Annotated in this window: 24 protein-coding genes and 1 tRNA gene; 13 read left to right on the top strand and 12 right to left on the bottom strand. The window is 58.2% G+C overall.

The genetic code is table 11. The features are described 5' to 3' along the window. The 5 genes from ABNX41_RS20170 to ABNX41_RS20150 all read left to right on the top strand — a co-directional run. Positions 1 to 323 (top strand): conjugal transfer protein TraD (locus ABNX41_RS20170; protein ID WP_438671489.1); only part of this gene is annotated, 323 nt, incomplete at its 5' end. A 1-nt stretch (position 324) separates the two neighbouring features. Then, the gene (locus ABNX41_RS20165) at positions 325 to 615 is read left to right on the top strand and encodes a conjugal transfer protein TraD (protein ID WP_438671488.1); all 291 of its coding nucleotides are present in this window, start codon (positions 325 to 327) and stop codon (positions 613 to 615) included. Then, positions 558 to 2,621 carry a PIN domain-containing protein gene (locus ABNX41_RS20160; RefSeq protein ID WP_438671487.1) on the top strand — a complete coding sequence of 688 codons (2,064 nt, stop codon included), beginning with the start codon at positions 558 to 560 and terminating at the stop codon, positions 2,619 to 2,621. The genes ABNX41_RS20165 and ABNX41_RS20160 overlap by 58 nt, the downstream gene beginning before the upstream one ends. Before the next feature lie 13 nt (positions 2,622 to 2,634). Then, entirely contained in the window at positions 2,635 to 3,303 is a 669-nt protein-coding gene (locus tag ABNX41_RS20155) for a vWA domain-containing protein (RefSeq protein WP_438671486.1), read from the top strand. Continuing rightward, positions 3,300 to 4,067, top strand: a complete 768-nt coding sequence (locus ABNX41_RS20150; protein ID WP_438671485.1) for a PP2C family serine/threonine-protein phosphatase — start codon at positions 3,300 to 3,302, stop codon at positions 4,065 to 4,067. Before ABNX41_RS20155 ends, ABNX41_RS20150 begins: the two co-directional genes overlap by 4 nt. A 72-nt stretch (positions 4,068 to 4,139) precedes the next feature. Here ABNX41_RS20150 and ABNX41_RS20145 read toward each other — a convergent pair whose 3' ends face one another. The 10 genes from ABNX41_RS20145 to ABNX41_RS20100 all read right to left on the bottom strand — a co-directional run bounded on the left by ABNX41_RS20145 (position 4,140) and on the right by ABNX41_RS20100 (position 15,411). Beyond that, the gene (locus tag ABNX41_RS20145) at positions 4,140 to 5,816 is read right to left on the bottom strand and encodes a recombinase family protein (RefSeq protein ID WP_438671484.1); all 1,677 of its coding nucleotides are present in this window, start codon (positions 5,814 to 5,816) and stop codon (positions 4,140 to 4,142) included. 32 nt (positions 5,817 to 5,848) lie between these two features. Next, a complete protein-coding gene (locus ABNX41_RS20140) occupies positions 5,849 to 6,262 on the bottom strand; it encodes a type II toxin-antitoxin system VapC family toxin (protein WP_438671483.1) in 414 nt (137 codons plus the stop codon). Continuing rightward, positions 6,259 to 6,531, bottom strand: coding sequence for a type II toxin-antitoxin system VapB family antitoxin (locus ABNX41_RS20135; RefSeq protein ID WP_438671482.1), 273 nt, complete (start codon positions 6,529 to 6,531; stop codon positions 6,259 to 6,261). Before ABNX41_RS20135 ends, ABNX41_RS20140 begins: the two co-directional genes overlap by 4 nt. 79 nt (positions 6,532 to 6,610) lie before the next feature. Then, complete coding sequence (locus ABNX41_RS20130; protein WP_438671481.1) at positions 6,611 to 6,868, bottom strand: hypothetical protein; 258 nt, start codon at positions 6,866 to 6,868, stop codon at positions 6,611 to 6,613. After that, positions 6,858 to 7,079, bottom strand: a complete 222-nt coding sequence (locus ABNX41_RS20125) for a helix-turn-helix transcriptional regulator (protein WP_438671480.1) — start codon at positions 7,077 to 7,079, stop codon at positions 6,858 to 6,860. The genes ABNX41_RS20130 and ABNX41_RS20125 overlap by 11 nt, the downstream gene beginning before the upstream one ends. A gap of 271 nt (positions 7,080 to 7,350) precedes the next feature. Beyond that, positions 7,351 to 7,782, bottom strand: a complete 432-nt coding sequence (locus ABNX41_RS20120; RefSeq protein WP_438671479.1) for a helix-turn-helix domain-containing protein — start codon at positions 7,780 to 7,782, stop codon at positions 7,351 to 7,353. A 555-nt stretch (positions 7,783 to 8,337) separates the two neighbouring features. Then, the gene (locus tag ABNX41_RS20115) at positions 8,338 to 10,101 is read right to left on the bottom strand and encodes a retron Ec67 family RNA-directed DNA polymerase/endonuclease (protein WP_438671478.1); all 1,764 of its coding nucleotides are present in this window, start codon (positions 10,099 to 10,101) and stop codon (positions 8,338 to 8,340) included. Positions 10,102 to 10,304: 203 nt separating this feature from the next. Then, entirely contained in the window at positions 10,305 to 11,717 is a 1,413-nt protein-coding gene (locus ABNX41_RS20110) for an argonaute/piwi family protein (RefSeq protein WP_438671477.1), read from the bottom strand. Next, complete coding sequence (locus ABNX41_RS20105; RefSeq protein ID WP_438671476.1) at positions 11,714 to 13,474, bottom strand: SIR2 family protein; 1,761 nt, start codon at positions 13,472 to 13,474, stop codon at positions 11,714 to 11,716. The genes ABNX41_RS20110 and ABNX41_RS20105 overlap by 4 nt, the downstream gene beginning before the upstream one ends. A gap of 173 nt (positions 13,475 to 13,647) precedes the next feature. Beyond that, positions 13,648 to 15,411 (bottom strand): DNA methyltransferase, encoded by a 1,764-nt coding sequence (locus tag ABNX41_RS20100; RefSeq protein ID WP_438671475.1) that lies wholly within the window; start codon positions 15,409 to 15,411, stop codon positions 13,648 to 13,650. A 117-nt stretch (positions 15,412 to 15,528) separates the two neighbouring features. On the opposite strand from ABNX41_RS20100, the gene ABNX41_RS20095 reads away from it, so the two are divergent. After that, a complete protein-coding gene (locus ABNX41_RS20095; RefSeq protein ID WP_438671474.1) occupies positions 15,529 to 15,762 on the top strand; it encodes a helix-turn-helix domain-containing protein in 234 nt (77 codons plus the stop codon). Beyond that, positions 15,763 to 17,235: a HEAT repeat domain-containing protein gene (locus ABNX41_RS20090; protein ID WP_438671473.1), complete on the top strand. Its 1,473-nt coding sequence runs from the start codon at positions 15,763 to 15,765 to the stop codon at positions 17,233 to 17,235. It begins immediately after the preceding gene. Positions 17,236 to 17,410: 175 nt separating this feature from the next. Here the strand turns inward: ABNX41_RS20090 and traA are convergent, their stop codons facing one another. After that, complete coding sequence (gene traA, locus ABNX41_RS20085; RefSeq protein WP_438671472.1) at positions 17,411 to 20,392, bottom strand: Ti-type conjugative transfer relaxase TraA; 2,982 nt, start codon at positions 20,390 to 20,392, stop codon at positions 17,411 to 17,413. Between the two features lie 179 nt (positions 20,393 to 20,571). Here traA and ABNX41_RS20080 point away from each other — a divergent pair, with 179 nt between their 5' ends. Genes ABNX41_RS20080 through ABNX41_RS20055 form a run of 6 tightly spaced genes read left to right on the top strand, consistent with a single transcriptional unit; the run spans position 20,572 to position 24,920 of the window. Continuing rightward, entirely contained in the window at positions 20,572 to 20,898 is a 327-nt protein-coding gene (locus ABNX41_RS20080) for a conjugal transfer protein TraD (protein ID WP_438671471.1), read from the top strand. Between the two features lies 1 nt (position 20,899). Further along, positions 20,900 to 21,163, top strand: a complete 264-nt coding sequence (locus ABNX41_RS20075; RefSeq protein WP_438671470.1) for a conjugal transfer protein TraD — start codon at positions 20,900 to 20,902, stop codon at positions 21,161 to 21,163. Positions 21,164 to 21,212: 49 nt separating this feature from the next. Further along, the gene (locus ABNX41_RS20070) at positions 21,213 to 21,845 is read left to right on the top strand and encodes a MarR family winged helix-turn-helix transcriptional regulator (protein WP_438671469.1); all 633 of its coding nucleotides are present in this window, start codon (positions 21,213 to 21,215) and stop codon (positions 21,843 to 21,845) included. 7 nt (positions 21,846 to 21,852) lie between these two features. After that, the gene (locus ABNX41_RS20065) at positions 21,853 to 24,135 is read left to right on the top strand and encodes an ATP-binding cassette domain-containing protein (protein ID WP_438671468.1); all 2,283 of its coding nucleotides are present in this window, start codon (positions 21,853 to 21,855) and stop codon (positions 24,133 to 24,135) included. Positions 24,136 to 24,145: 10 nt separating this feature from the next. Continuing rightward, a complete protein-coding gene (locus tag ABNX41_RS20060) occupies positions 24,146 to 24,334 on the top strand; it encodes a transcriptional regulator domain-containing protein (RefSeq protein WP_438671467.1) in 189 nt (62 codons plus the stop codon). A gap of 46 nt (positions 24,335 to 24,380) precedes the next feature. Continuing rightward, positions 24,381 to 24,920 (top strand): DUF2285 domain-containing protein, encoded by a 540-nt coding sequence (locus ABNX41_RS20055; RefSeq protein WP_438671466.1) that lies wholly within the window; start codon positions 24,381 to 24,383, stop codon positions 24,918 to 24,920. A 112-nt stretch (positions 24,921 to 25,032) separates the two neighbouring features. On the opposite strand, the gene ABNX41_RS20050 is transcribed toward ABNX41_RS20055, so the two are convergent. After that, positions 25,033 to 25,109 (bottom strand) — tRNA-Met (locus ABNX41_RS20050). Positions 25,110 to 25,159: the final 50 nt, after the last annotated feature.

The following is a 25,159-nucleotide window of genomic DNA, read 5'->3' as shown; positions in this document are numbered from 1 at the left end:
GCAAACCACGGGACTATGATGCGGAACTGAAGGCGCTGGAAGACAAGGCGCGGGAACTGAAAGCCCGCAAGGTGCAACAGCTTGGCGAACTGGTAATCGCCACCGGCGCGGACAGCCTCACCGCCGAGGAACTGGCCGGTGCGCTCGTCGCGCTGACGGAAACCACCGATGCCGGAAAGAGGGAGGCATGGGCGAAGCGCGGGGCGGCGTTCTTTCGCAGCAAGTCGCGGCGATCTACACCAGCGCCTGACCGCGACGCTGACAGCACTCAGACGCAACCGGGCATCGCGCAACCGGCATCAGTCGGCGCGGGCGCGGCATGATATGCGGACGTGGCAGGTCGAGCGCCGCAAGCGCACCCGACATCTGATCGAACTCGGCGGACTCGTCGTCAAGGCAGGCATCGTGGACCTGACCGGCGACGACCGCGCCATGATCTATGGCGCGATGATCTGGATCGCCGACAAGCTCAAAAGCGAGGACGGCGAACGCGCGCAAGGTGTATGGAGAAAGCTGGGAAAGATGGCGTTCGAGGCGGATGGGCCGGAGTCAATACCTTGCTCACGCGTCGAGCATGGTGCTATGTTCAGGAAACGCCGCACGGACAGCATCTGACAATTGAACTCGGGGACGGCTCACTTGTGACAAAAGAATGTGCGATTATTGACACCTGTGTCCTTCTCTCTGATCCCGATGTTGTGGTACGTGCTGCGAAGATTGGCTTTCCTGTAGTAACAAAAACCGTTTTTGACGAGATCGACTACAACAAGAAGAACTCCGACATCGACACTGCTAAAAATGCCAAACTAATATTTCGAAAAATAAAGCACCAGACTCCAAAACAACTAAATACACTACCATGCGGCAAGGGACTTCGCGACGGCGACACCTTGTACAAGTATGAATTTGATAGCGCCCCGCTATTCGTGCTCACACGCAATCATTACAAAGCGAAAAGAAATACCTTCAACGATGCAAATACGTATAACGACGCAACGATACGTGAGGTAGCAAAGGATTACGACCTGATCTTAGTTACCGAAGATGGTGGCAACAAAACCCTTGCTGATCTCGATGGAATTCGCGCCACCGTTTGGGCGCCACGAGCCAAGAACAGGCGAGCCCAGAAGACTGCTCTGGTGCCAACACCACCATCAGTTCAACCTTTTGGGATAGCAACCTCCGTTACCCCCGACAGGCACCAAGCCCGTCGGCCACAAGCCATTCCCGGCGAAGGGGATACAGTTACACTTGGGCGCTCCGGCTCGTCCGTAAGGCTCGCTCGTCAAATTGGCGCGGGTGGTGAGGGACAGGTTTTCGAACTGACAGGCGACAACCGCGTTGCGAAAATTTACCACAGCGACCAGCTTACAGCCAATAGGATCGCGAAGCTCGAGTTGATGGCGTCGCGCACCGTCTCCCGCAATGGGATCTGCTGGCCAGAAAAGCTCGTCTATGCTGCGGACGGCTCTCCCGTAGGCTATGTGATGCAGCGAGCGCAGGGGCATCCTTTACAGAAGTCCGTATTCGTCAAACCTCTCCTGTCGCAACGGTTCCCCAAGTGGCGAAGAGAAAATCTCGTCAATGTCTGCCTCTCGTTTCTCGAGCATATGCAGTACTTGCACGTCCTAAACGTCCTCGTCGGTGACATCAACCCGATGAACGTACTGGTCGACAGCGATGGAACCAATGTATTCATTGTTGACACCGACAGCTTTCAGGTGGAGGGCTTTCCCTGCCCGGTAGGAACGGTGAACTTTTCCCCACCTCACCTTCAGCACAAGAACTTCAGGACAGTCCTCAGAACCGAGGATGATGAGCTTTTCGCGATAGCGACGATGCTCTTCATGATCCTTGTGCCCGGAAAGACACCCTACTCCCAACAGGGAGGCGAATCTCCGGAGAAGAACATAATTGAAGCCAACTTTCCCTATCCTCTTGGCGGCGAGCACAAGGGCAAGAACGTATCACCTGGCCCGTGGCGATACATCTGGAGCCATCTACCGTACAGGCTGAAAGAGCTTTTCCACAAGGCGTTCAGAGAAAATCAACGCATCACGATCTCCGAATGGCTCGATGCACTTCGAGCATACCAAGGCGATATCGCCAAGGGTTATCTATCGAACGATGTCTTTCCTGCGGGCTTCAAGGTGCCGAGGGGCCAAGGAGTGAAGGTTACTTGCACCCGGCGGGGCTGCGGAAAGTCCTTCGAGTTGTTTCGTGACAAAGTCGCAGAGTTGAACGAAAAAGGGCAAAGTCCGATATGTCCCGACTGCCTACGCACAATGGAACTCGAGCGCTTGGCTCGAACCTCGGCTGCGGCAAACAACAGTACTGAAAGAAGGCCTCCATCCCAAGGCGGGGGATGGCAGTCAGCCTTCTCGAAACGAGGTACAAATAAGCCACATACTATGCCGAGGGCTCATACTTCTCGGACGTCCAGCCACGCGCAGGCCAGTGCCACAAAGCAGAGGGCAGCGAGCGGGCCTGGAGGGAAGTGGGTCGTCGCATTTTTGGCCGTACTCCTTGTTCTGGGATTGATGGTTGGATGGTGGATCGTCCCAGTCATCTTGATCGCGGTAGTAGGCGTTGGCTTGCTAGGTGGCAAAATTCCTAGATAGCGGAGAAAGAAGCATGAATGATGACCTAATTTTGCGTCAAGAAGAACTCGTTGAGAACCCAACTGCGCGTCTTCCGGTGTGCCTGGTGCTCGATACAAGCGCGTCAATGACCGGCTCGCCGATTAGCGAGTTGCAAGAGGGCGTCAATACCTTCTTCACCGAACTGCTCCGGGATGAAGTGGCCAAATATTCTGCGGAAGTGGCGGTTGTAACCTTTGGCGGGTATGTCGATATGCCCGTCGACTTCGCGGCGGTAACAAGCCAAACAGTCCCATCCTTGAAAGCCGGTGGAATGACCCCCATGGGCGAAGCAGTAGAGAAGGCGCTAGAACTTCTGAATACTCGCAAAGAAGAGTACAAGCGCGCTGGCGTAGATTACTATCAGCCTTGGCTCGTCCTCATGACCGACGGTGCCCCAACGGACGATATTTCTCGGTCTAGCCGCTTGGTCGATGATCTTGTGCGGGACAAGAAGCTCGCAGTGTTCGCGATCGGTATCGGCAAGGATGCTGACATGAACGAGCTTGCGAAGCTCTCCGGCGGTCGCCCCCCACTTATGCTGAAGGGACTGGAATTCAGCAAGTTCTTCCTCTGGCTAAGCGCGTCGGTTTCGCGCGTTTCGCAGTCTGTGCCTGGTAATAAGGTGGACCTCGACCCCGTATCCGCATGGGCTAGCGTGTGAGCAGGAAACTTGCGTTCGCCGCTGTCGCGGGACGAAACAAGGAAGATCGACGCGGCGCCTGCCAAGATGCGGTATTTGGCAAGAGCCTGAACGGCATATCTTGCATCGCTCTCGCGGATGGGGCGGGATCGCGGCGATTGTCCGGAACCGGTGCGCGTAAGACCGTACGCGTAGTCGTTGATCACATTCTAGCTCACTTCGACCTACTATTCGAGCAAACGTGGCGTGGCGACAGGAAGGAAGCTACTTCCTATATTCTCAATTTGATCTCTACGGAGTTGAGTTCGGATCGATTCTCGCGTCGTGGAAGTCTAGAGGATTATGCTTGCACTCTCATCTTTGCGGCTACCGATGATGACCGAATGTTGCTTGGTCACCTTGGCGATGGCGTCGCTTTTTTAGTTGATGCTCAATCGGTTGAGATTTCATCTCAGCCTGACAATGGCGAATTTGCCAACGAAACCTACTTTTTCACAGCTCACGACGCAGTTGAACACTTCCGTCTAACAGCGACGAAGCTTGAGGCGCCTGTGTCAATTCTTTTGGCGAGCGACGGTGCGGCAGTCAGTCTCTTAAGGCGCGCAGATCAAGCTGTCGCCCCTGCGGTAAGGCGACTGTGCGAATGGACGGCCTCTCGTCCTAGAAGGCAGATGAACACCGCCCTCAAAGCCAACCTTGAAGGGGTGTTCCTACATAAGACGATAGATGACTGCTCGATTGCGATAATGGCTGATCCAAGGCTGCATGAAAATCGAGACAGTTAACGCTCGTTTTCCTCTTTGGCACTAATATCTCCAGCAGCTATGAAACATCGCAATTTGGTGCGCAACACATGTTCACACTTCGATTTCTAGCGAATTATGTTGGAATTGGTTGCGGGGGCTGGCTTCAACCTTTGTCCTAACTTCTCCGGGTCGTTGCCGGTGTTCCGCTTCAACAAAGTCGAGAATGCCGAACAACTCGCCGCGTAGCTTGGCATAAACCTCGCCGCGCTTCTCGCCGGGCATGAGAACGACTTCCTCGATCAGCGAGCGCAGTTCCTCGGCGGCGATACGGCCATCGTCATCGTTGTGCAGGGTGTCCGTGAACCGCTCTACCCGCTTGCGATAGATGTTCCCAATGTTGGGATGCACGTCCGGCGTGTCGGCGGGTGCCTGCAACTGCCGGACGATGAGTTCCGCCTTCTGCCGCTCCAGCTCGTCCATGCGCGCCTTCATCGAAGGCTGATACATGCCGTCCTCGATGGCCGCGATGATTCCGGCGATGGCCTTCTCTATCTTGTCGAGTGCCTTGCGGTCCTGCTCACCCTGTGCCCGACGCTCACGGTTCAGGCGGTTCATTTCCTCCGCAAAGGCACGCACGGTTTCCTCGACGGCGCGGGCAGAGATCAGCCTGTCCTTGAGACCGGACAGCACCCGTTCCTCGATCTTGTCGCGGGTGATGGTCCTGTTGTTGTCGCAGGTGCCGCGCCGGTGATGGTTCAGGCAACCGTAGCGGTCGCGCATGATGAGGCCATATTTGCCGCCACAGCAACCGCAGGTCAGCAGGCCGGAAAGAAGGGAAACGGGCCGCTTCTTCTCGTACAGCTTGCGAGCCTTCGCCTTCCTGACACCTTCGGCAGTCGCCTCGAACCGGACGGCGATGTCCCTCTGGCGCGCGCGAACCGCGTTCCACAATTCGTCATCAATAATACGCAAATGCGGAACCTCGCTCCTGATCCACTTCTCGGGCGGGTTGATGCGCGACACGCGCTTGCCGGTGGAGGGGTCTTTGACGAAGCGCAGGCGGTTCCACACAAGGACGCCGACATATAGCTCGTTGTTGACGATGCCGGTGCCGCGCGAGACATGGCCCCGGATACTGGTGTCGCCCCATGCCCGGCCAAGCGGGCCGGGAACGCCATCGCGGTTCAGATCGACGGCGATGGCTTTGGGACTCTTGCCCGACGCGAACTCGCGGAAGATGCGCTGGACAATCTCAGCCTCCTCGGGCACGATCTCGCGGTCGCCCCGGATCGGCTCGCCATTTCCGTCCAGCTTCTTCACCACCTTGTAGCCATAGCAGAGACCACCGCCCGCCTTGCCCTTCTCCACCCTGCCCCGCAGCCCACGATGGGTCTTCATGGCAAGGTCTTTGAGGAACAGTGCATTCATCGTGCCTTTGAGGCCGACATGAAGCTCGCTGATCTCGCCCTCGGCCAAGGTGACGATGGTGACGCCCGCGAATTTCAGATGCTTGAACAGCGTCGCCACGTCCGCCTGATCGCGGCTGATCCGGTCCAGCGCCTCGGCCAAGAGGATGTTGAACTTGCCATGCTGCGCATCGCGCATCAGCCGCTGGATACCGGGTCGCAGGATCGTGCTGGCACCGGATATGGCCGCATCCTCGTAAGAACCGACGATCTGCCACCGCTCCCGCCCCGCATGTTCCCGGCAAAGCCGGAACTGGTCTTCGATGGACGCCTCGCTCTGCTTGTCGTCGGAATAGCGGGCGTAAAGGGCGGTGCGGGTCATGGCTTTGATCCTTTCTTATCCTTGGCGGTCCCCTACCGCGACAACGCGGATTGAACATCGGTCAGGGCAAAGTCGTCGCCGACATACAGAAGCGGGGCCGAATGCCGTTTGGCGAGAGCATAGGCAAAGCAATCGCCGAAGTTCAGCCCGCCGCGCGTTCCGAACCCTTTGCCGTAGTCCAGACGCGCCTTCATCGCCGCACGCGCAAGGCTCTCGTCCGTAGGGGCAATGGCGATACGGAAATCGGCCAGAAACGCATCCAGATCGGCAATCGCTTCGTGCCGGTCCCCGTTCCTGATCCTGCCCGCCATGACGGTGCCCGCCTCGACATAGTTCACCGCCGATATGAGGCGCGAAGCACCTGTCTGTAGCGCGACCATGCAGTCAGAGGCTTCCGCCTCCTCGAACATGATCGCAATGATGGCGGACGCATCGACAATCATCATCGGGAGAAGCCAAGCTCTTCGGACGTGTCGCCGACCGCCTCATCCCATTCCTGTTTCGTGACCGGGCGGCGGTCATAGCGGCTGGCACGCTCACGGACGAACGCCTTCATGCGCGAAACATAGTCGCGCTGCGCCTCCTGCTCGGCGCGCAGCCGTTCCAGCCGCTCACGCATGGCCTGCGTGATGGCGTCGGTCATGGTCTCGCCGGTCAGGCGGGACAGTTCCCGCGCCAGCCGGTCCGCTTCCTCGGTCTTGATGCTCAAGGCCATGCCAGCCTCCTTCTAGATTTATGATCTAGATAACATTTCCGTCCCGATCATTCAATGGCGAAGACCGGAACCCCGGCTGCTATTGATCGTCATCGTCACCGGAACGGCCTTCCGGCGCATCCATCCGGGGCGTTGGCGGCTGGTTATCGTTTGCGGCCTGCAACGCCTCGAAATGCTCCCGCGCGATCTGTCTGCCGATCAGCCGGGCGATGGTCAGCACCACCGCATCCACCCGCGCGGACGTATCGGGATTGCGACCGGCATCCTGTCCATCGGGCGCGTGGTTGTCGTTCGCCGGTTTCTGCTTCCCGCCATTGCCCTTGCGGTCAGAAGTCATTGAGGAAATCGAACTCGTTGCGGGGCGGCCACCCGGCGGGATTTGCAACCCAGCGGTTGATGTCGGATTCATGCCAGCCCGCGCCGTTCACGCTGATCTTTAGCTGGGCCGGAAAGGTGCCCTCTTTCATCTTGCGGTAGATGGTGGACCGGGACAGGCCGGTGCGGGCGAGAACGGTCTTCATGCGGATGATGCGGTCTGGTTGGCGCATGGCTGTGCTGCCTCCAACTGGTTGTTTCTGACGATTGCAGAGACCAGCCAGGGAAACGATTTATCGTTTTGCAACAGTTATTTATACGGCATAGTGCTATAGCGCAGAAACGGCGGTAAATAGGATGGTTCTTCGGCCCGATTCTCCACCCATGTCGTATTCGATGCTATGGATGAAAGAGGGTTCTGCGCCGGGCAGCCTCCTGATTCGGCCGGGATTCTGGACGATTGCTTGCGGTCGGCGACGAGGGATTGCCTTCGGCCCCCGGAACCTACACTCGCTTGACGGTTCGCGTTCTTTTCTTCGTTGCTCCTCGTTTCCCTGCAACCTCGACGAACCGCCTGAACGTGGCGCATTCCATGTGCGAGCGTGCTGGACAATCCGCGACATGGCGCAGCGTGTCGCTTAACGCCTTCAGTTCGCGAATCTTCCAGTCGATCTCGTCCGCCTTTCGATGCAACAACGCGCGCGGCAAATCCGGTGTGCCGTTTGCGCCGAACATGCCGGCAATCTCAGTTAGCGAAAAGCCGGCCGACTGCCCCATGGCGATCAGCTTGAGCTGCAACAGAACCTCCGGCGCAAACTGCCGCCGCAAACCGTGCCGGGAAGCTGGGGCGATGAGGCCTACTTCCTCGTAATAGCGCAACGCAGAGGGCCTTATTCCGCTCCTTGCGGAAACGTCTCCGATGTCCAGAAACTTCATGCTTGACCTCAAGTTGACTTGAATTCGTACCGTTATAGGGCATGCCGTTGTGCCGCAGGGGCTTGGTGATCTTCCCTTCCAAATTCCCGCTGTTCCACCGGCTTAAGCCAAGACAGCTCGCCTTGCTCCAGATCGGCAATGATCCGTTGCGTCACTTTCTAATAAACATCTGCTTTCATGGTCTTTTTACTCCTTTTGGATAGTCGGTTGCACATGCAACCGGACTAGGCCCGCGCCGATGAGCGGGGGGAGGCCGTCAAGATCGAAAGGATCGGCAGGTGGTGCGGGCGCAGGCGAAGCCGAGCCACGGCTCCGATGCTTTCTCCCGCAGCCCTGGCAAGAACTTGGGTCTAGACGGAGGATGGGGCCGGAAGGCCCCCGGAAACCAAAACGAAGCGCGCGGCTCCTATAGAGTCGCGCTCGTCCGTAAGGGGCGCCTCAAGCGCCCCGACAACTGCGCAAGGGATGGAAGCCTTGGGCCGAGACTACAGGCTCGGGTTTACCGACAGCCCGGCCCCGCCCAGGCGGGGTGCGCCTGATTGGAGTAAATCAGAACTAAGGTCCTGCCGGAGCGCCAGACACCGCCGTTGCTGCCGGGACCGCCACTGCTGCCAACAAAGTAGCATAATGTTTCAGAACATCTTCAATTCTGGTGAGAAGCCCCTCGAACCCCGAAAAGTCCACGGTTCCAGCATTTGCCCTGACAACCGCTTCGGCAAAAATAACTTTGCCATACTCGGTGTGGTCCGCGTGTTCCTTCTTTGGATTGAATTTCTTGCCGTCGAGCACCGTGGCGAGCAGAGTCGGATCGAATAGTGATTCAATATCCTTATCGACCGGCGGCGTGCCTTCCGGCACTTTCACCAGATACAAATTGAGTCCCAAATGATAAAAGGGATCGGTCGTCGTAGTAGATACCGCCTTACCAATCTTGGATTTGGCGTTTTTGATAACGGATTTGAGCCCATCATCATTATCGCACAAGATAATGACCGGATGTGCCATAGGCTTGTACTTATATTTCTTGAGCGCGTTCTCGTACTGTGAAATCAATGCCCCTTGCCCGGCAGCGCCATGTCCAAGGTTTAAAAGCTCTCGCGAGGCGCCGGATGATTTCAGGAAATGCACAAGCCGGACGGCCTTGCCGTCTACTTCCCTAGCCAGCAGCGGGAACTTCTTCACCAAAGCTCTTATTGCACATTGCAAGTATGTGATATCCGACACGCCCTCCGTCACGATCAGCGGCGCGGCGGGCGCGGCGAAATACTTGTAGAACAGGAATTTTCGGTACAACTCTTCCGGCGCGCGCGGCGGATGATACTCTCCTGCGGCCTTTGCGAGCTTGTTGATCCTCGGATGACGATCACGCCGCGCCTTGACGAAATAAATGTGCGAGAGCGTGCCTTCTAGCGGGCCCAGCTTATCAGTGGCATTCGCAGGATCATCACCGGGGCGGAAATAGTATCCCGTCTGGAAAAGCAAATTACACATCGCCCGCGCCGCGCGGTAGTAGTCCTGATTGATATTTGCCTTGGCGTTCACGACTAGTCCTGTTACGGTCTGGCGGGACTGACGCAAAGACATGCGGGTCTTTACCGGATTAATAGAAAATCCTGTCCCTTCGATGGTCTTCCTCAGCTTTGCGCCCACCTCCCAATCAGCGCCATGTACATTCACGGCAATTTCGGTGGGGAAGAGCTTTTCGTTGGTCGAAAAAGTCAGATCATCGGCATAGCGCGTGTAAGTGCAGCGGGTATTTCGGGCGAGTGCCAGCAGCCGCGAGTCCAGAATATTTCCAATCAGGTTCGAAATCACCGGAGAACAGGGGCTTCCCTGCGGCAACGCGTTATCGTGACACGCGATTTGCGCGATGATCGTGGCGACCTTGGGCTCCAGTGGAAACATCGCGTCGCGAATGAAGAAGCCGCGCACCCGCCCAAAATTTATGGTGCCGAAGAAATCTTCGAGATCGAGATTGAAGACGAAGCGCCGCCGCCTGTGGACCTCGGCGTTGGAGACGATGGTGCGGCCCTGATGGAAGCCGTGGGAAGCAAACCAGAACCGTGCGTTCTCCTGCTTTCGCTCGTGTACACAAGCATAGAGCAACTCGGCAAGACGGGTTTGCAGCAAGGCGAGCTGCGGCTCCGGCGCGTTTATCGTGCGAACGCCGCCTGATTTCTTCGGGATTTCGAAGGAGCGATACTTCTTAGCCGGGTCCAGCTTGTAGAGAACGTAGCTGACCCCCTTAGGAGTGAAGCCAAGCAGCTTAGCCAGTTCAGTGAGGCTTTGCACTTTCTTTAATTTATCTAATGATCTCAAACGCCTGTACTCTGCGTTGGGGGCTTACGGGCACTCTTATGCGAGCGTAAGCGATACACCGGAAAGCCGGAAATACCGCAAGGGAACCTGGAGGTAAGCAGCCTGCCTACCATTGTTGTCATTTGCCGCGATGCGCAGCAGGAAGTCTGCCCGTAAGCATTTGAGAGTATGCCGGATTTGCTCACTTCGAGCAAGTCTATGCTCTACATGAAGCATCGGAAATCATAGATGCGGTCGACCATCTGGGGGTTCTGCTGGAGGATGTCCGCGAAGGCCTTGGAGTAGACCAGTGTGACGGGGAGCTTCTTGTAGAGGGTGTTGTTGTTCCAGTCCATCTTGGTGAGGCCGAGTATGCCCGCACAGGTATCGTGCCAGCCGCCTTCTCCCGAGAACCGCCGGATGAGAACCGGAGACGGCGTCGGCTTGAGAGCACCTTCCTTATAGACGTTGTAGCGAGGGTTCTGGACGTGGACCCCCTGAACGCTACCTTGCGTCCACAAGAGAGCTTCATTGCCGCTCAGCGGAAGATACGTCCCGCGCTGAATGGGGTAGCGATGCGGCGAAGGTGGCGACCCGTCGCCGAAGCGAACGCCTTTCCAGTCAACTCCCTTCACGATCTGGACCAATTCAACTTCCGTGTCGGATCGAAAGCTGTCGAAGGCTCCAAGGACTTCGTCATCAGTAAACGGGGTATTCTTGTGTATCGTGACCTTTTTTGGTGCAGCGCCAAGATGACCGCGCTGATAGATCTCAAGACTCCGCGTCAGAACTGACTGCATTTCATAATAGGAGAGATATGGGTTCTTGTTGGCGTCCTCGGTGAAATCCTTAGTATCATAGGCTACAAATTTGAAACCCGTCCCGTCAGGATCAAAAACCTGGCTACAGCAAGTGCTGTACTGTGTGCCTGTCTTCTTGTCCGTCTTCATCGCGTAGCTTATACCGATGAATGCTTCATCAGGAGCCAACCCTGTCAGCTTCCAAGGAACGCCCCCGGCCTTGGCATAGATCGCAACGCTGAGACCCCACATGACGTTAGCACGGCACCTACGGCTGAAGCTTGTCTGGCGGACAATTTGTATCGGGATATCCGATGGAGCACAGTAAGCTTTGAGATAATCATGGAAATTGAAGTTCTCCCCTTCAAAACACGCTGCCCAGTCGTTGGGTAGCAAGACGAGGGCGACATCGAAGTTACTCCGTAGGGATGACAATCTTGATATGCAGCGAAAGAGCCCCTGCGCCAGCTCGGGCTTTGCGCGTTTTTTGGCGAACTCGTCCAACTCTTGGGGAAACTTGATAACCAAGCTCTCATCAAGTTTCGCAATGGGTGCCCGGAATAGATTCTCGAAACCTGGATACTCAGGGTAGTAATTCTTCGCTTCAACCGGAGTTGCGCTCGTTTGGAGTTCACCTATCAAGCTGTGCAGCTTTCCAAGTTCCTTCTCCGGCGCAACAAGCGCAAACCGAACCGAAGGCAATGTTCCGAACTTCAAGCCGTAGGGGCCGTGAACGACCAAGCCCATGAGAGGATGCACATGAGTCCGTCCCCCGTTAAAGATCAGCTCGGGTTCTGGGAGGTAAGTGTATCCGGCAAGTTCACTGTCATCGCTCATGAAAGCCTCCTTGAAAACGCTGTGCGGCTTCCGATGGTGAAAGATGGGTTCTCGCTTTCGGTTCCGTTTTCAAAGGAACTTACGTCAACTTCGGCGGCACGCTCATTCGTCCCGAGCGATATTTCGATCCAGGCATTGAGGAGAGCGTTGTATTTATCATTGAAACGATCAGCCCTGCGCCGATCGAGGAAATCAGTAGCATCCCGCCGCGCCCGTGACGGCCATATCCAGATGTCAGGATCGATTGTAAGCCAGTTTCGACCTTCCCTGACCTCAAGCGAAATGCGGGCAGCTTCGGACCAATACACCTTCTCTTGCTCCGGATGATCTTGCGTGGACGCGGTGAAAAGCCCTGGGATCACCCCAGAGGTCCTTCCGACAATGCTTTGAAGCGGGGCAACGGCTCCCGCGTCATCGCTGTGCCTGTCGATGATCAGCCAAGAGCCGGAGCGATTGGTTCGGGCGAGTAGCGGCTTGTCACGGGATAGAGCCTTTGAAAGTGCATCGGCGATGAACCCCCTTAGATGCAGGGTCTCTGAACCAGAAAGATCATCGGATAGTGCGACATCATCAATGGATGTTAGCGCGGAGCCAAAGTGATCGTGGGCAATCTTCCGCTCTCCCCAAGCCCAAACCCCGGCTGCTTTGGTGATGACAAGGCGCCCCTCGGATTCGCTCTGCGCGCTGCGTAGCGCGGTCCAGTCCATGGGCTTGCTAAAATTCAGACGCAGGCAGTGTGAAGGCAACCTTTTAACGGGAAGGGCATTGAAACGCAGCAGCGGCGCTTGTGTCCCTGCTTTAGGCATTGGAATGCGAACATCAGATGTTTCAGACTTGCGGACCTTTCGGTCAAGCTCTGCTGGTTTCCCTTCAACATTTCTCCATATGCGCGATAGCAATGAGTCGAAGGTCTCGATGGGCACATATGCCGCCTTTACGTCCTTCGCCTTCGCCTCGTCGAGTAGTTCCTGCACAGGCTCAATCGGCTGACTTCCTTTCATGCCTGTCCAGAACAGGCCATGCGGGAACGGGTTAGCAGAAGCGAGCGCGCTCCTGAAAAGCCCTATGACGCTCTCATCGCGCCCGCTGTATCCGGTGATCACAAAGCCAAACCGATTGGCGGCATTGACCATGCATTGTGAGAGCTGCGCATTCTGTTCCGCCAGGTCCTGCGGAAGGTTTTTGATGCTATCGTACCGGAAGTCGCCGTGAATCTTGCAATAAAGCGGGTACTCTTCGTTGTTGAGCGCATCATTGGCTGATTTCGCACCTTCGATATGGAAGGCGGCGAGTGATCTGCCAGCAACTTCCGCAACAGCCTTCTCGATAACGGTGTCGAAATTCGTGGTGAAAGCCGCTCGCGTCAAACCGGACGCCAGCATGGCTCCGAGGACGCGGTGGCCAACGGACAGAGAGATATTATCCTCAGAGAGCTTGGCAGCGATGTACTTGCGCTGCCTCTCTCTGTCGTCACCGAATATTTTTTGGAAACATGCGGGGTACTCTTCATCATCCCAGAGTTTGGGAAACCCCTTTGACTCCACGAAAGCCTGAATCTTTGCTTTGATTGCGTCGACCTGCATCTCCTGACGGGAAATCTCCTGATTTTCTTCGCGGCAGTAAAACTGCCGCTTCATGTCCCAAAGAAGGTCAGTCGCGGTTTGCAGCCCGGCGGAGCGTGATGCGCCTGCGCCCAGAAACCATGCGAAGTTCTGGGGACGGAAGCACACCAGTGCTGTAAGTTCGGATTGATCCATGCTTACTCGGCCTCGGGACATGTCCTTTGTGGAGGCATCCTAGCAGCTTGGGTTGTATGACTATAGCCCATTCATCACTAGATGTAGGAGCTATCCACATGGCGCGACGAGTAGCAGGCCTTGGCCCCTTAAGAACGCTGCTCATGGGGGGCAGTGAGGTCGCGGTTCCAGCGCTAGGCTCCGAGCCTCAGAGTGCCGGTCTTCGGGTCGATGGTGTGCCCGGCCTTGCGAAGAGCAACAAGGACGTCGCCAAGGTGGAGGTCATCTAGGACGACATGCTCTTGTATGGCTTTGCTCAGAATGCGGCCATAGAGGTGGCTCGGGTTCTTCGCCTCGATGCTCGGCAACTCCTGTATAGCAGCATTTATCAGATGCTGCGTATCGCCATTGGAGAGGCCGCGCGAGTCGTCTTTGGCCGTGGATGCTTCCGGCTTCTCGACGGTCATGATCAGATCGACCGTCACGACGCCCTCGGAACCCGAGTTCAGCCCTTTCACAGAGCGTTGCCCCTTATCGAGGATGGCAACATGCACGGGCTTTGCCGCGAAGCCAGCATCGCGCAGTGCGCGTTGCACCAGCCCCCAAACCCTCCCGCTGCTGTTGCCGAAGACGACAGACATCCTGCCGCCTGGCTTTAGGACGCGATAGCCCTCCCTGAAAGCGCCAAGGAGAAGATCATGATAGCGCTGTTCTGCACCATTCTTGCGCTTGCCCGTGGTGTGAACAACAGCTTCGCTGGTGTTGTCGGTCGTTTTTCCGAGCCATGCTTCGTGAAACAGACTCATATCGCTGTAGAAAATATTGCTGCCAAACGGTGGGTCGGTGAAGATGTAATCCACGCTGGCGGCGCCCAGATGCTCAAGCCGATCAGCGGAAGCCAAATCATAGCTCACCTCTCGCTGCTTCGAGGCGGCGGGCAAGAGCGGTCCCTCTCTACCATCAATGATATCGTCCGCACGGATTGCCGCTTCTATTTTCCGCCCAAACAATTCAAAGACGTTCCATTCGTAGTAGACGGGAGAGATGTAGTAGGTTTGGTTTTGCGCATTAAGGGGCCGCTTGGCGCTCCACTGATAGCGGCGGGATGCGCGCGGCAGGACGGCCGTGAAGGCAAAGAGCAGCTTCTGACGAATAGCCGAATCGTCCACCTTCGAAATAGCATTCCATAGCTCAAAGAGGACTATGGCGTTTCTGGGTGAGAAAAACTTACTAGTTTCGGTCAGGCCAGCCTTCGCCAGTGCGGAACGGCTATACATTTCACGGTCTGCTTCGATACTATGGCTCGGCACTCTGGCAAGCCTGCCATCTTCTTGCGCCGCACGGATGCGCTCGTGATCGATCTCGGCGATGCTCTGGGTAAGCTGCCTGCCATTTTCACCGCTCACCACGACCTCGACTGGCACATCAGCGCTGCGCTTCCAACTCCGGCGCACGAAGGACTGCTCACACGAGGGACAAGTGTCAGGCTGTGCGCCGCTCGGCGAGAGATGCTCGAAGTAAACCATCTCAGAGCCACAAGATGGGCAGATATAGGTGAACGACCATACCGTGCGAATCATCTCGGCCTCGGCGTCATCCGAGGAGCGCCGTGTCTTGTAGAGATCGCCGATGGCCTTGCGTGTTGTCTCGACGCATTGCTCCGCTGCCTTGCGGAACGCACCCGCGTCCACCTTTGCGATGTAGCCATTCGCGATGTGCTGCCCTAGGACCGAGATGTCGCTGAGGCGTGCCTTCCTTCCTATCATGTGGGCAGCGAGGCCCGTCATGCCAGAGCCTGCGAAGAAATCGACCACGGTATCGCCCGGCTTGCTGAACGCCTCGATGAAAGGCGTGATGGCCGCGACCGGAACCTTGGTCAGGTAGGCATGGCAGTTATAGATCGGGTCGGTACGGGGGACGGTCATCACCTCGGGTAGTGAGATGGTCTGCTCGCTCATGTCTATCCTGCCGCCTGCTTTGATCGTGCTACAAAGTGCCAGATGGGAAACCCCGAGTCTGTAGACTCATCGTTGACACATTCATAGCGTCGCTTCAACAAAGAAAGCGACCGAGCAGTGCCCTCGACAACTCCGAAGAAAATATTGGCGGCAAACGTGCGCCGTATCCGGAATTCGACCGGATTATCTCAGGAAGCGCTCGCCGACCGTGCCGGGATGCATCGCACATATATCAGCTCGGTCGAGCGGGCGGAGAGGAATGTCTCGCTTGAGACCTTATTCGCCATCGCCGTAGCGCTAGGAGTTGATCCTACTGAGCTTATCGCCGCCCCGGATGACGGGGAGGTCTGAATGGGCTTTAAGGTTGACACGAGCTTTCTCAAATTCTTGACGATGGGCGCACTTGGCGCACGCAAGGTAATCGGTGAATTGTCCGGTATGGGCTATGCGCCGATTGAACTTGAACGTTACTGCACATCGAACAAGATTTGGGCGACGAAGGTAAAGCGCCTGCGGCTGCCTGATCTGTTGTGCGTGCGGACAGGCACGCGCTTCGAAGTGCGCGCCAAGAGTGACCTCAAGATCAGGATGAGCGACGCCCCGAATAACCCGGACCGGACATGGGATGCAGGACTCCGAGATCACGACATCATCGCGCTTATCGCTTGTACCGACAATAATGGTATGCCGGTGCCTGCCGATGGAGCTGTCTACTTCACCGTCGACACCCTCCGGGCATCGGTAGGCACTTCGAAGCTGGGGCCTGCGAAATCTGCCTCGGAGGGCGCAGAGCGCGACCGGACCTGGCCTGCGATAGTTCCATCACGCCCTGGCGAAGTTCTTCTGGTAAACGGCGGCAAGCTCGTGGTGTCCATGGAAGGTGATGGAAACCCGCCACGGCGGCAAACGTATACGCTCAGCGGCAAGGTCCCCTACGTCACGCCGGGGGAGCGCTTTGAGGCCGGATCAGACATGCTGGCGGGAACTCCGGCACAGTTGGCGGACCTACAAGGGCCGCTCGCGAACGCCTATAATCCGCTCCCCGGCCTTGCCTCCGCAAACGATGTTGATCGTTTCTCCGCTGCTAAGGCGATACTCCATCGTCCTGATCTACATGCAGCGGCTCTTCCAGCCCTTGAAGACTTGCTGGATCACGAGGGCGAATTGCGTGTAGCGCTGGAAGCTGCGGGCACCGCAACCGCCCTTGGATCAGCAAAGGGACAGGATTTCGTAGCTGCTACCCTGCACAGTGATGACAACAAGCAGCTTAGCATGGAGGCCATCTTCATCCTGACTGAGGTGAAGGGGCAATTTGCCAGGGATCGGCTGAATGCCGTTGCGGGCTCTGCGGAGTTTCAAGGTGACGAGCGCCGCCAGGCGGCGATATGGGGGCTCGGGAAAGCTGGCTTGAAGGCATACGCCGATCTGGTTCCGTTCGTGGCCGATCCAGAAGAGAACATGGCATATCACGCGATCTCCGGCTTTGGCGGCGATACGCCAGATGTGGTGATCGATGCCCTCATTACTATGCTGGTTGGCGGTCACGAAGTAGCCGCTCCGGCAGCTTCCGAAGCGCTACTGGTCATCGGCAGTGAAAACGCTCTGGCGCGATTGCTGGTGGCGGCCAAAACGGTAAATGATGGCAGGGACTGGATTCTGGCGACCATAGGCCGCTTTCCGCCGCAAATGGTTAGAGCGATGCTGGCAGGTTTGCCGCTTCTGGATCAGTTGGCCCCGATGCTGCTTGTTGCCGAGGGCGCGAATTGGATGTCGCGCGGCGAAGCGCAAAACGATCTGCGCTTCCTGCTCAAGCAATCTCTTTAAGGACAATTCGGCGACGTTTGCGCTCGGCGTCGGGACCGACGATTTCGCCCATGCGACTCCTGCCGACATCGAAGCCGGAATGCGGCTGACCTTCCTTCTGGCCGGCTGCCTCATGTTCGCGGCGATCTGCATCGCATTCGCAAACCGGTTCCAAAGAACAATGCCGTAGGCTGGCCTACAACCCGATGCCTCGGCCTCTGCCAAGGCCGTGACTGAGGGCGAGTTGCCGGCCAAGCCTCATCCCTGAGTCGAAATCCATGTCGATGCCGAGCTGCCTCTTGCGGATTTCAAGCAGGGATTCCATCTGCGCATCGCGTTCGAGGCTCATCGCCATGTTGCCCATCTCCTTGCGCGCGGCTTTGTAGCCGGAATAGTCGCCCGCCGCATACTTGCGCTCGCTGGCCCGGTCGAGCTTATTGAAGCGTTTCACGAAGCGATCCGCCTGGTGCTGCGGATCGGTGCGGATTTCGGTTTCCAGTTGCAGGGCGCGAATGGTGCGGCTGATCCGGCCGGTGCCCGCCTCACGGGCAAGGCTGCCGTCCTTGCCGTAGGCGGCTTCGGCATCCTGCCAGCCATAGGGGCGCACCGCGGCAAATTCCTTGCGAGCACTGACAAGTTCATCCCATTGCTCGGGGCTTGCCTTGCGGCCTGCGTCGTCTGCGGTGAATATCACATCGACAGCGCGAGCATGACGGATGAGCGCCTTGGTGCGGACGCGGCGCAACACTGCCTCCGGGTCGGCCTCGGCCTGCCGCTCGGGCCCTGCCCTCCCGGCCTTTTCCCTTTCCGGCCCGGACCCGGCCTCGGGGCCAAGCGTTCCGTTGCCGGGCCGGTGCAGGCCGTCCAGCATCCCATCGACGGCATCGCGCATCCGTTCCCGCACGATCTTGCGCATGATCTCGGCAACACGCTCGCGGAAGGTGATGCCGCGCCGCTCGGCATAACCCTGCGCCGGGTCGATCTGCTTATCGTAATCCGTCGCCATGTCCTTAGCCCGGTCGCGCGACAGGGTGTTGATGAGATTGTCCTGACTGGCGAAGTCGTCGCGCCCATAATGCAGGTCCATTCCGTCGCGGTGCCGGGACAAGGCGACATAGCTGCCGTGGGCGTCCATGCCGGGCGTTGCCAGCACATGCGTGCGGTCCGCTGTCATGCCCTGCGCCTTGTGGATGGTCGCCGCATAGCCGTGGTCGATGCGGTCATAGTCTTTCAGGTCAAAACTGATGCCGCGCCCATCATCGGTGCGAACCGACATGGATCGCTGGCTGACTTCCTCGACCGTGCCGAGCGTGCCGTTCTTCACGCCAATCCCGCGTTCGTTTTGAAGGAACATGACGCGATCCCCGGCGGCGAAACTGCGTTCTCCCCGCTCGACCTTGACGCGCACGTCCTCGCCAAGATCGCCAGCTTCCCGCATCCGGTCGCGGGCGGCTTCGTTGAGTTCCCGCACCTCGGCATTGGTGTGGGTGAGGATGATCCTGCTGCAGTCCGGCGCGGCCTGCCGCTGACGGTCCCAGCGGTCGATCAGGTCGTCCCGCGCCTGCTCGCGCGTCGCTGCCTCATGCACCATGTCGTGCGCGTCATAGGCATGGATCGCATTGCCGGTCCTGCCGCTTGCCAGATCGCGGGTGGCGTCCCGCTGCCAGTCCTCGCGCTGGCGGCGCACTTCATGGATTTCGACGCCGCCGTGCCGGTCATGAATGGAACGGAACGCCGCACCTGCTTCGATGGATTGCAACTGCTGCGGATCGCCGACCAGCACAACCTTGGCCCCGGCCTGAGCCGCATGGGACAGAACCCGTTCCATCTGCCGCGTGCCGACCATGCCCGCCTCGTCGATGACAAGCACATCGCGGCTGGTGAGCATGTCGCGGCCATTCTTCCAGCCATGTTCCATGCTGGCAATAGTGCGCGAGGCGATGCCCGATCCGCTTTCCAGATTCTCGGCGGCGATGCCGGACAGGGCAACGCCGCGAACCTCGTAGCCTGACGCCTCCCATGCCTCGCGCGCAACGCCAAGCATGGCGCTCTTTCCCGTCCCGGCGTAACCGACGACAATGCCAAGATCGCGCCCGTCCGTGACATGCGCCAGCGCATCGGCTTGCTCGCCGGACAGCACAAGGCCGCGCTGTTCGGCGCGGGCGAGGGCTTCCTCTCCGTCCCGTTCATTCACCTCATGGCGTTCCCGTTCCGCCATCATCTCGGCGGCATGGTGCAAGCGCTGCTCCGTCTCGATCATGTCGCGCGTCGTGAACCGATCCTCGCCGCGTCCGTCCTGTCCAAGCTCGACCAGATCGGGCGAACCGCGCATCGCTCCCATGACCTCGTTGAACTGGTCGATACCATCGCTGTGCCGATGCGCGAACATCGCCATGTCGCGCCGCGTGAAGGTGGATTGCTGATGCGTTATCGCGTCCAGCGCCACCGAAGGATCGGCGATGATCCGGTCGCCGTTGTTGCGGGCGATCTCCCGGTGCATGTCGGCGCGATCCGCTACGTCCAGCCCTTCGCCCTCGATGCGTTGCGCGGGCGCGCCGATCTGGCTTTGCGGCTCCAACCCGATGCCCTGCGCCTCAAGGCTGCGATGGTCGATGCGGGCGTCGATGTCGAGTTCGGCCAGCCGTTCGTTGACATGCTCGGCCCAGCGTTCGCGCCACCGCTCGACCATCTCGGTGCGGTTCCAGTCCCGCACCTTCGGGCCGAATCCGTTCTCGTCCACCGACCGCATGGTCAGCATGACATGGGCATGCGGCTTCGGCATCCCGTCCTCGCCGATGTCCCAATGCACATTCAGATCGGCGATCATGCCCTGATCGACAAACTCTGCCTGCGCGAAGTCGCGGGCCAGTTCGATGCCCTGCGCCTGCGTCATCTCGCGCGGAATGGAAAACTCCACCTCGCGCGCAAGCTGCGCGTCGCGCCTCGCCTCGAACGCCTCGACATCGTTCCAGAGCCGTTCGCGGTCGCCAAGATACTCGGGCGCACCATCCGGCAGCATGACCTCGGAATGGACAACGCCGCGCTTGGCGGAAAAGTCCTGCACGCGGTCGATGCGCTCGTCGCGCATCCGCGAGGCCGAGCGGTAGGCGGCAGAGGCTACCGCGCTGCTTCCGGCTTTGCGGCCAATGACCTTGACGTGAAGATGATAGATCGCCATGCGGCCATCATCAGCACGTCAAAGCGCACGTCGGAACGACGTATAAGCGCGCCCTCCCTCGAAAAAATCTCGGGACGGACCGGGCCGTGCCACACCGTCCCGGCAACAATACTGCGTTCTGTCGCCTGCGCAACTATCCTTACCGCATCAATCACTTGCCACCGGGAAAGGACACGATAATGCGCAAGCCACGAGACTATGACGCGGAACTGAAGACGCTTGAGGACAAGGCGCGCGAACTCAAAACACGCAAGGTGCAGCAACTGGGCGAACTGGTAATTGCCACCGGGGCGGACGGCCTCACCCCCGACGAACTGGCCGGTGCGCTGGTCGCGCTGGCCGAAACCAAGGATCCGGCAAGGAGGGAGGCATGGGCCAAGCGCGGGGCAGCGTTCTTTCGCAGCAAATCGCGGCGATCTGTGCAAGCGCCTGACAACGGCAACAGCGGCACTGCAACGCAACCGGGCGGCGCGCAACCGGCATCAGGTGCAACGGGCGCGGCATGATATGCGGACATGGCAGATCGAGCGCCGGAAACGCACCCGGCATCTCATCGAACTCGGCGGTCTCGTCGTCAAGGCGGGCATCGCGGACCTGACCAGCGATGACCGCGCCGTGATTTATGGGGCGATGGTCTGGATCGCCGAAAAGCTGAATAGCGAAGACGGCGAACATGCTCGTGGTGTCTGGACAAAGCTGGGAAAGATGGCGTTCGAGATGGAAGGACAGGCCAACGCGGAACAGTCACAACCGCAACAGGATCGGGCATGATGGCGGGCGGCGCGGAGACCTCAAATATCGCAGCGCCGCCCGCCATCGCGTGGCAGAGCCGCGCAAAGTCAATCAAGGAAAGAGATTTCCAGAATCTCACCCCCATCACTCTGTTCTTCGCAATGCCGAACCTAATTATCACAAAGCCATTAGCGCCCCCCGGATATTGATTGCATATCACGAATTATCTTTGGGAAAAATGATGTTGATTGCTGCGCTCTTCAGGTCTAATAGTTTCTATATGGAAATCATTGCGCCTCAGCTGGAAGCATCCCTGTCATTACTGCAATGTGAACTGGTTGCTCGCCGCAACAGGTTCACGCCCGAAGCTGTGACTTGGGCACAGTATGATGTGCTGGAAGTGCTGCGTGTCAGTGGTGCGTTGCGCCCATCGGTCATGAGCGAGCGCTTGGGAGTCTCCCGGACACAGCTTTCAAAGGCATTGCGGGTGCTCAAGGATCTGGGCCTCGTGGAACAGGCATCGGACGATTCTGACCGCCGCGCCCAGACGACCAGACTGAGCGATCACGGTAAGACGTTCATGGAGCGGGCCGCCTTGCAGCGACAAGAGGCGGCGCGATTAGTCGCCTCCGCCATGACATCAGGGGAACAAGCAATATTCATCGAACTTTGCCGCAAAGCCGTCGAGGGGTTGCAGATGGGGGTGCCAGAGCGTGCATGATCAGCCTATGCGCATCGTTCGCGCCAGAACCAACAACCTAAAAAACGTTACCGTCGACATCCCGAAACGTCGCATCGTCGCCTTCACCGGGGTCTCAGGCTCCGGCAAATCTTCACTTCTGTTCGATACCATAGCCGCCGAATCGCAGCGACAATTAGCCGAAACTTATTCGACCTTTGTTCGCAACCGACTACCGCATCTCGGTCAGCCGGACGCCGACCGTCTCGAAAATCTACCTGCGTCGATTGTCGTTGATCAACGCCGGATTGGCGGCAACGCCCGCTCTACGGTCGGGACGGTCACAGAGATTTATGCTCTCCTGCGCCTGCTCTTCTCACGCATCGGAAAACCGCATGTCGGAGAATCTAGTCTTTTCTCATTCAACAATCCCGATGGGATGTGCCTGTCGTGTCAGGGGTTAGGAACGGTCAGGACGATTGACGAAGATGCGCTTTTCGACCGCGAACGCTCGCTTGACGAAGGCGCAGTCCGCTTTCCCGGATTCGAGCCGTCTTCGTGGCGCTGGAAACGCTATTCTCTGTCGGGCTTCTTCGACACGGCAAAGCCGCTTGCTGACTATAGCGACGCGGAGTGGAAACGGCTGACCGTAGAGGAAGGTACACCTGTAACCGCACCCAAACCGGGCTGGCCCAAAAGCACCGTCTATGAGGGCATTCTGCCACGCCTGCGCCGGTCGTTTCTGGAGCGCGACGAGGCCGATCTTTCGGTGGTCGAGCGCGAAGCATTGTCGCGCGTGACGACAAGCGGGCCATGCCCGGCCTGTGGCGGCGGCCGCCTCAATCCCACGGTGCTTTCCTGTCGGATCGCAGGACGCAATATCGCCGAATGTGCGGCGATGGAAGCGGGAGACCTGTTGGATTTCGTGCATGGGGTGATCGAACCAGAAATGCGCCCGGTCATCATGTCCATGGCAGAAAAGCTCGAGAGCATGATCGACATCGGTCTCGATTATCTCAGTTTGGATCGGGGAACATCCGGCCTTTCCGGCGGCGAGTCGCAGAGAATAAAGATGATCCGCCATCTCGGTAGCAGCCTCGCAGATATCGCCTATATCTTCGATGAACCGAGCGTCGGCCTGCACGCCCGCGATGCTCGCCAGCTCGGCGAATTGCTCGTCCGGTTGCGAGACAAGGGAAACAGCATTCTTCTGGTCGAGCACGACCCCGATGTGATTGCCATCGCCGATCATGTGATCGACATGGGACCGCAGGCCGGGCAAGCCGGCGGCGAAGTCGTCTATCAGGGACCGGTCATGGGGCTACGGCAGGCCGGAACGGAAACGGGGCGGGGCTTCCGCAAGCCGCGCCTCTTCAACCAAACACCGCGCACGCCAACCGGCGGTATCAGCATCGACAACCAGTCGATGTTCAACGTACACAATCTGTCGGTCGATATTCCTCTGGGTGTGATGACCGTGGTCGCCGGTGTTGCAGGCTCCGGGAAATCGACGCTCGCCAACCGAATATTGCCACGGCTTCGCTCAGATGTGGTGGTGATCGATCAGGCCGAGCTTCGCGGTTCGTCGCGTTCAACACCGGCAAGCTATCTCGGCATTCTTGAGGATATCCGCAGGAAATTCGCACGCCAGAGCGGTAAGCCTATCGGCCTGTTCAGCACGAATGCAGCCGGGGCCTGCCCTGTCTGCAAGGGCCGAGGCGCGGTTCGCACTGATCTCGCATTCCTCGATTCGGTCGAAGCCATTTGCGAGGCATGCGGCGGTTCCGGCTATTGCGACGAGGCCCGCTCTATCCATGTCAAAGGACACTCCATTGATCAGGTCATGACCATGTGCGCGCCAGAAGTGCGGGGGCTGTTCGATGGGGATGCAACTATCGCGGATGGGCTAGCACGCATGGAGCAGGTCGGCCTCGGATACATGCAGATCGGCCAGCGGCTCTCCACTTTGTCAGGTGGCGAAAGGCAAAGGCTGAAACTAGCGGCGGAACTTGGCTTGTCCGGACGAATATATGTGTTTGATGAGCCTACATCCGGGCTACATATGGCGGATGTGGAACGCTTGCTACGGCTGTTCAACTCCCTTGCCGATCAGGGCATGACCCTCATCGTGGTCGAGCACAATCTCGATATGATCGCGGCCGCCGACCATGTGATCGAAATGGGCCCCGGCGCTGGAAAACGCGGAGGGAAGATCATCTATCAGGGAAGTCCCGCCGGAATGATGGAAGAGAGCAACTCGGTGACGGGTCCGTTTCTGGCGGAATACCTGCAAGCCAGTTGCGCCGCTGTGACTACATCCGTCGTGATTTAGAGGCTTACCAGTGCGTCGGGGTGGGAAAGCGGCTTACGGATATGCAAAATTCTTTCCTCCTGCTGGTTTAGCTTGGGAGTATCTTCGTCGCCATGAGGACTATCATCACGACTTCCAAGCAATTACTGGTATGAGGGAACCGGAAGCAGCACGCTTGGAATCATTTGCGAATCGCTGGGGGGTGCTCTTTCCCATGTGATCCTCACACGGCGGCCGATCTGCAACATCCGCTCTGGTCGCCGCGCGTGTATCCCAACGCCTTCATTCTGTTGCCTGTCGCGCATATAACCAACGCGAGCGGTCCGACCATCAAGCTCGCCTATCTTGATGGCCTCGACCTGCGTCGCGCGGCCGATGGCTGGCACGGCATCTGGCGCGCTGATGACATCGCACATCAATTGTGGCTACCCGGTGCCGCTCCTGACGCTACAACCCTCTATGGCTCGTTCTTGCCCTTGGATACCTTCTACGAACTGAGAGCGCATGCTGCGCGGCGGTTCTGGCGCTCCGTCGAGGGCCGCCCGCCGGGGCCAGACTTCCGGGTGATGCCCGCTCAACTCCGCCAATGGCATATTCTTTCCCTGCGAGCGCTCGATGCGCGTTTGCGAGGTGAGAGCTATCGCGCCATCGCTGAAGTCCTGCTCGGCTTTCGCGGGACGAAAGAAGATTGGGAAGTCGATCCGCGTAAGAATAAGGCCCGCCGCCTCGTCGCCCATGCAATCAGAATGATGCGCGGTGGTTATCGCCTCTTGCTACACTATCCCATCAAAACGGGCCGTTATTGACCGGAGCAAGGGTCGCAATGACCGTGTCCTCTCAACCCAAAGCGAGAAAGGCCACCTTTCGGTGGCCTAAGCGTCTGATCACACTTCGATTTCGATTGATTTATGCTGGAATTGGTTGCGGGGGCAGGATTTGAACCTGCGGCCTTCAGGTTATGAGCCTGACGAGCTACCGGGCTGCTCCACCCCGCGGCCATTGATCCCGGTTTTGCTATGGGATCTTTAGGTTAATCGTTTAGAGG

It is taken from the genome of Pseudogemmobacter sonorensis, from assembly GCF_042762395.1.
GTDB classification, from domain to species: Bacteria; Pseudomonadota; Alphaproteobacteria; order Rhodobacterales; family Rhodobacteraceae; genus Pseudogemmobacter; species Pseudogemmobacter sonorensis.
The sequence above is the reverse complement of the archived record's forward strand: the minus strand, read 5'-3'. Positions and strand labels throughout refer to the sequence as shown.

What these genes read in the sequence shown, in the direction of transcription:
- ABNX41_RS20130 (WP_438671481.1), bottom strand. Translation starts at nt 6,868, where the DNA reads ATGACTTCTGACCGCAAGGGCAATGGCGGGAAGCAGAAACCGGCGAAC.
- ABNX41_RS20120 (WP_438671479.1), bottom strand. Translation starts at nt 7,782, where the DNA reads ATGAAGTTTCTGGACATCGGAGACGTTTCCGCAAGGAGCGGAATAAGG.
- ABNX41_RS20165 (WP_438671488.1), top strand. Translation starts at nt 325, where the DNA reads ATGCGGACGTGGCAGGTCGAGCGCCGCAAGCGCACCCGACATCTGATC.
- ABNX41_RS20140 (WP_438671483.1), bottom strand. Translation starts at nt 6,262, where the DNA reads ATGATGATTGTCGATGCGTCCGCCATCATTGCGATCATGTTCGAGGAG.
- ABNX41_RS20065 (WP_438671468.1), top strand. Translation starts at nt 21,853, where the DNA reads ATGCGCATCGTTCGCGCCAGAACCAACAACCTAAAAAACGTTACCGTC.
- ABNX41_RS20090 (WP_438671473.1), top strand. Translation starts at nt 15,763, where the DNA reads ATGGGCTTTAAGGTTGACACGAGCTTTCTCAAATTCTTGACGATGGGC.
- ABNX41_RS20100 (WP_438671475.1), bottom strand. Translation starts at nt 15,411, where the DNA reads ATGAGCGAGCAGACCATCTCACTACCCGAGGTGATGACCGTCCCCCGT.
- ABNX41_RS20135 (WP_438671482.1), bottom strand. Translation starts at nt 6,531, where the DNA reads ATGGCCTTGAGCATCAAGACCGAGGAAGCGGACCGGCTGGCGCGGGAA.
- ABNX41_RS20155 (WP_438671486.1), top strand. Translation starts at nt 2,635, where the DNA reads ATGAATGATGACCTAATTTTGCGTCAAGAAGAACTCGTTGAGAACCCA.
- ABNX41_RS20125 (WP_438671480.1), bottom strand. Translation starts at nt 7,079, where the DNA reads ATGCGCCAACCAGACCGCATCATCCGCATGAAGACCGTTCTCGCCCGC.
- ABNX41_RS20075 (WP_438671470.1), top strand. Translation starts at nt 20,900, where the DNA reads ATGCGGACATGGCAGATCGAGCGCCGGAAACGCACCCGGCATCTCATC.
- ABNX41_RS20105 (WP_438671476.1), bottom strand. Translation starts at nt 13,474, where the DNA reads ATGGATCAATCCGAACTTACAGCACTGGTGTGCTTCCGTCCCCAGAAC.
- ABNX41_RS20080 (WP_438671471.1), top strand. Translation starts at nt 20,572, where the DNA reads ATGCGCAAGCCACGAGACTATGACGCGGAACTGAAGACGCTTGAGGAC.
- ABNX41_RS20110 (WP_438671477.1), bottom strand. Translation starts at nt 11,717, where the DNA reads ATGAGCGATGACAGTGAACTTGCCGGATACACTTACCTCCCAGAACCC.
- ABNX41_RS20145 (WP_438671484.1), bottom strand. Translation starts at nt 5,816, where the DNA reads ATGACCCGCACCGCCCTTTACGCCCGCTATTCCGACGACAAGCAGAGC.
- traA (WP_438671472.1), bottom strand. Translation starts at nt 20,392, where the DNA reads ATGGCGATCTATCATCTTCACGTCAAGGTCATTGGCCGCAAAGCCGGA.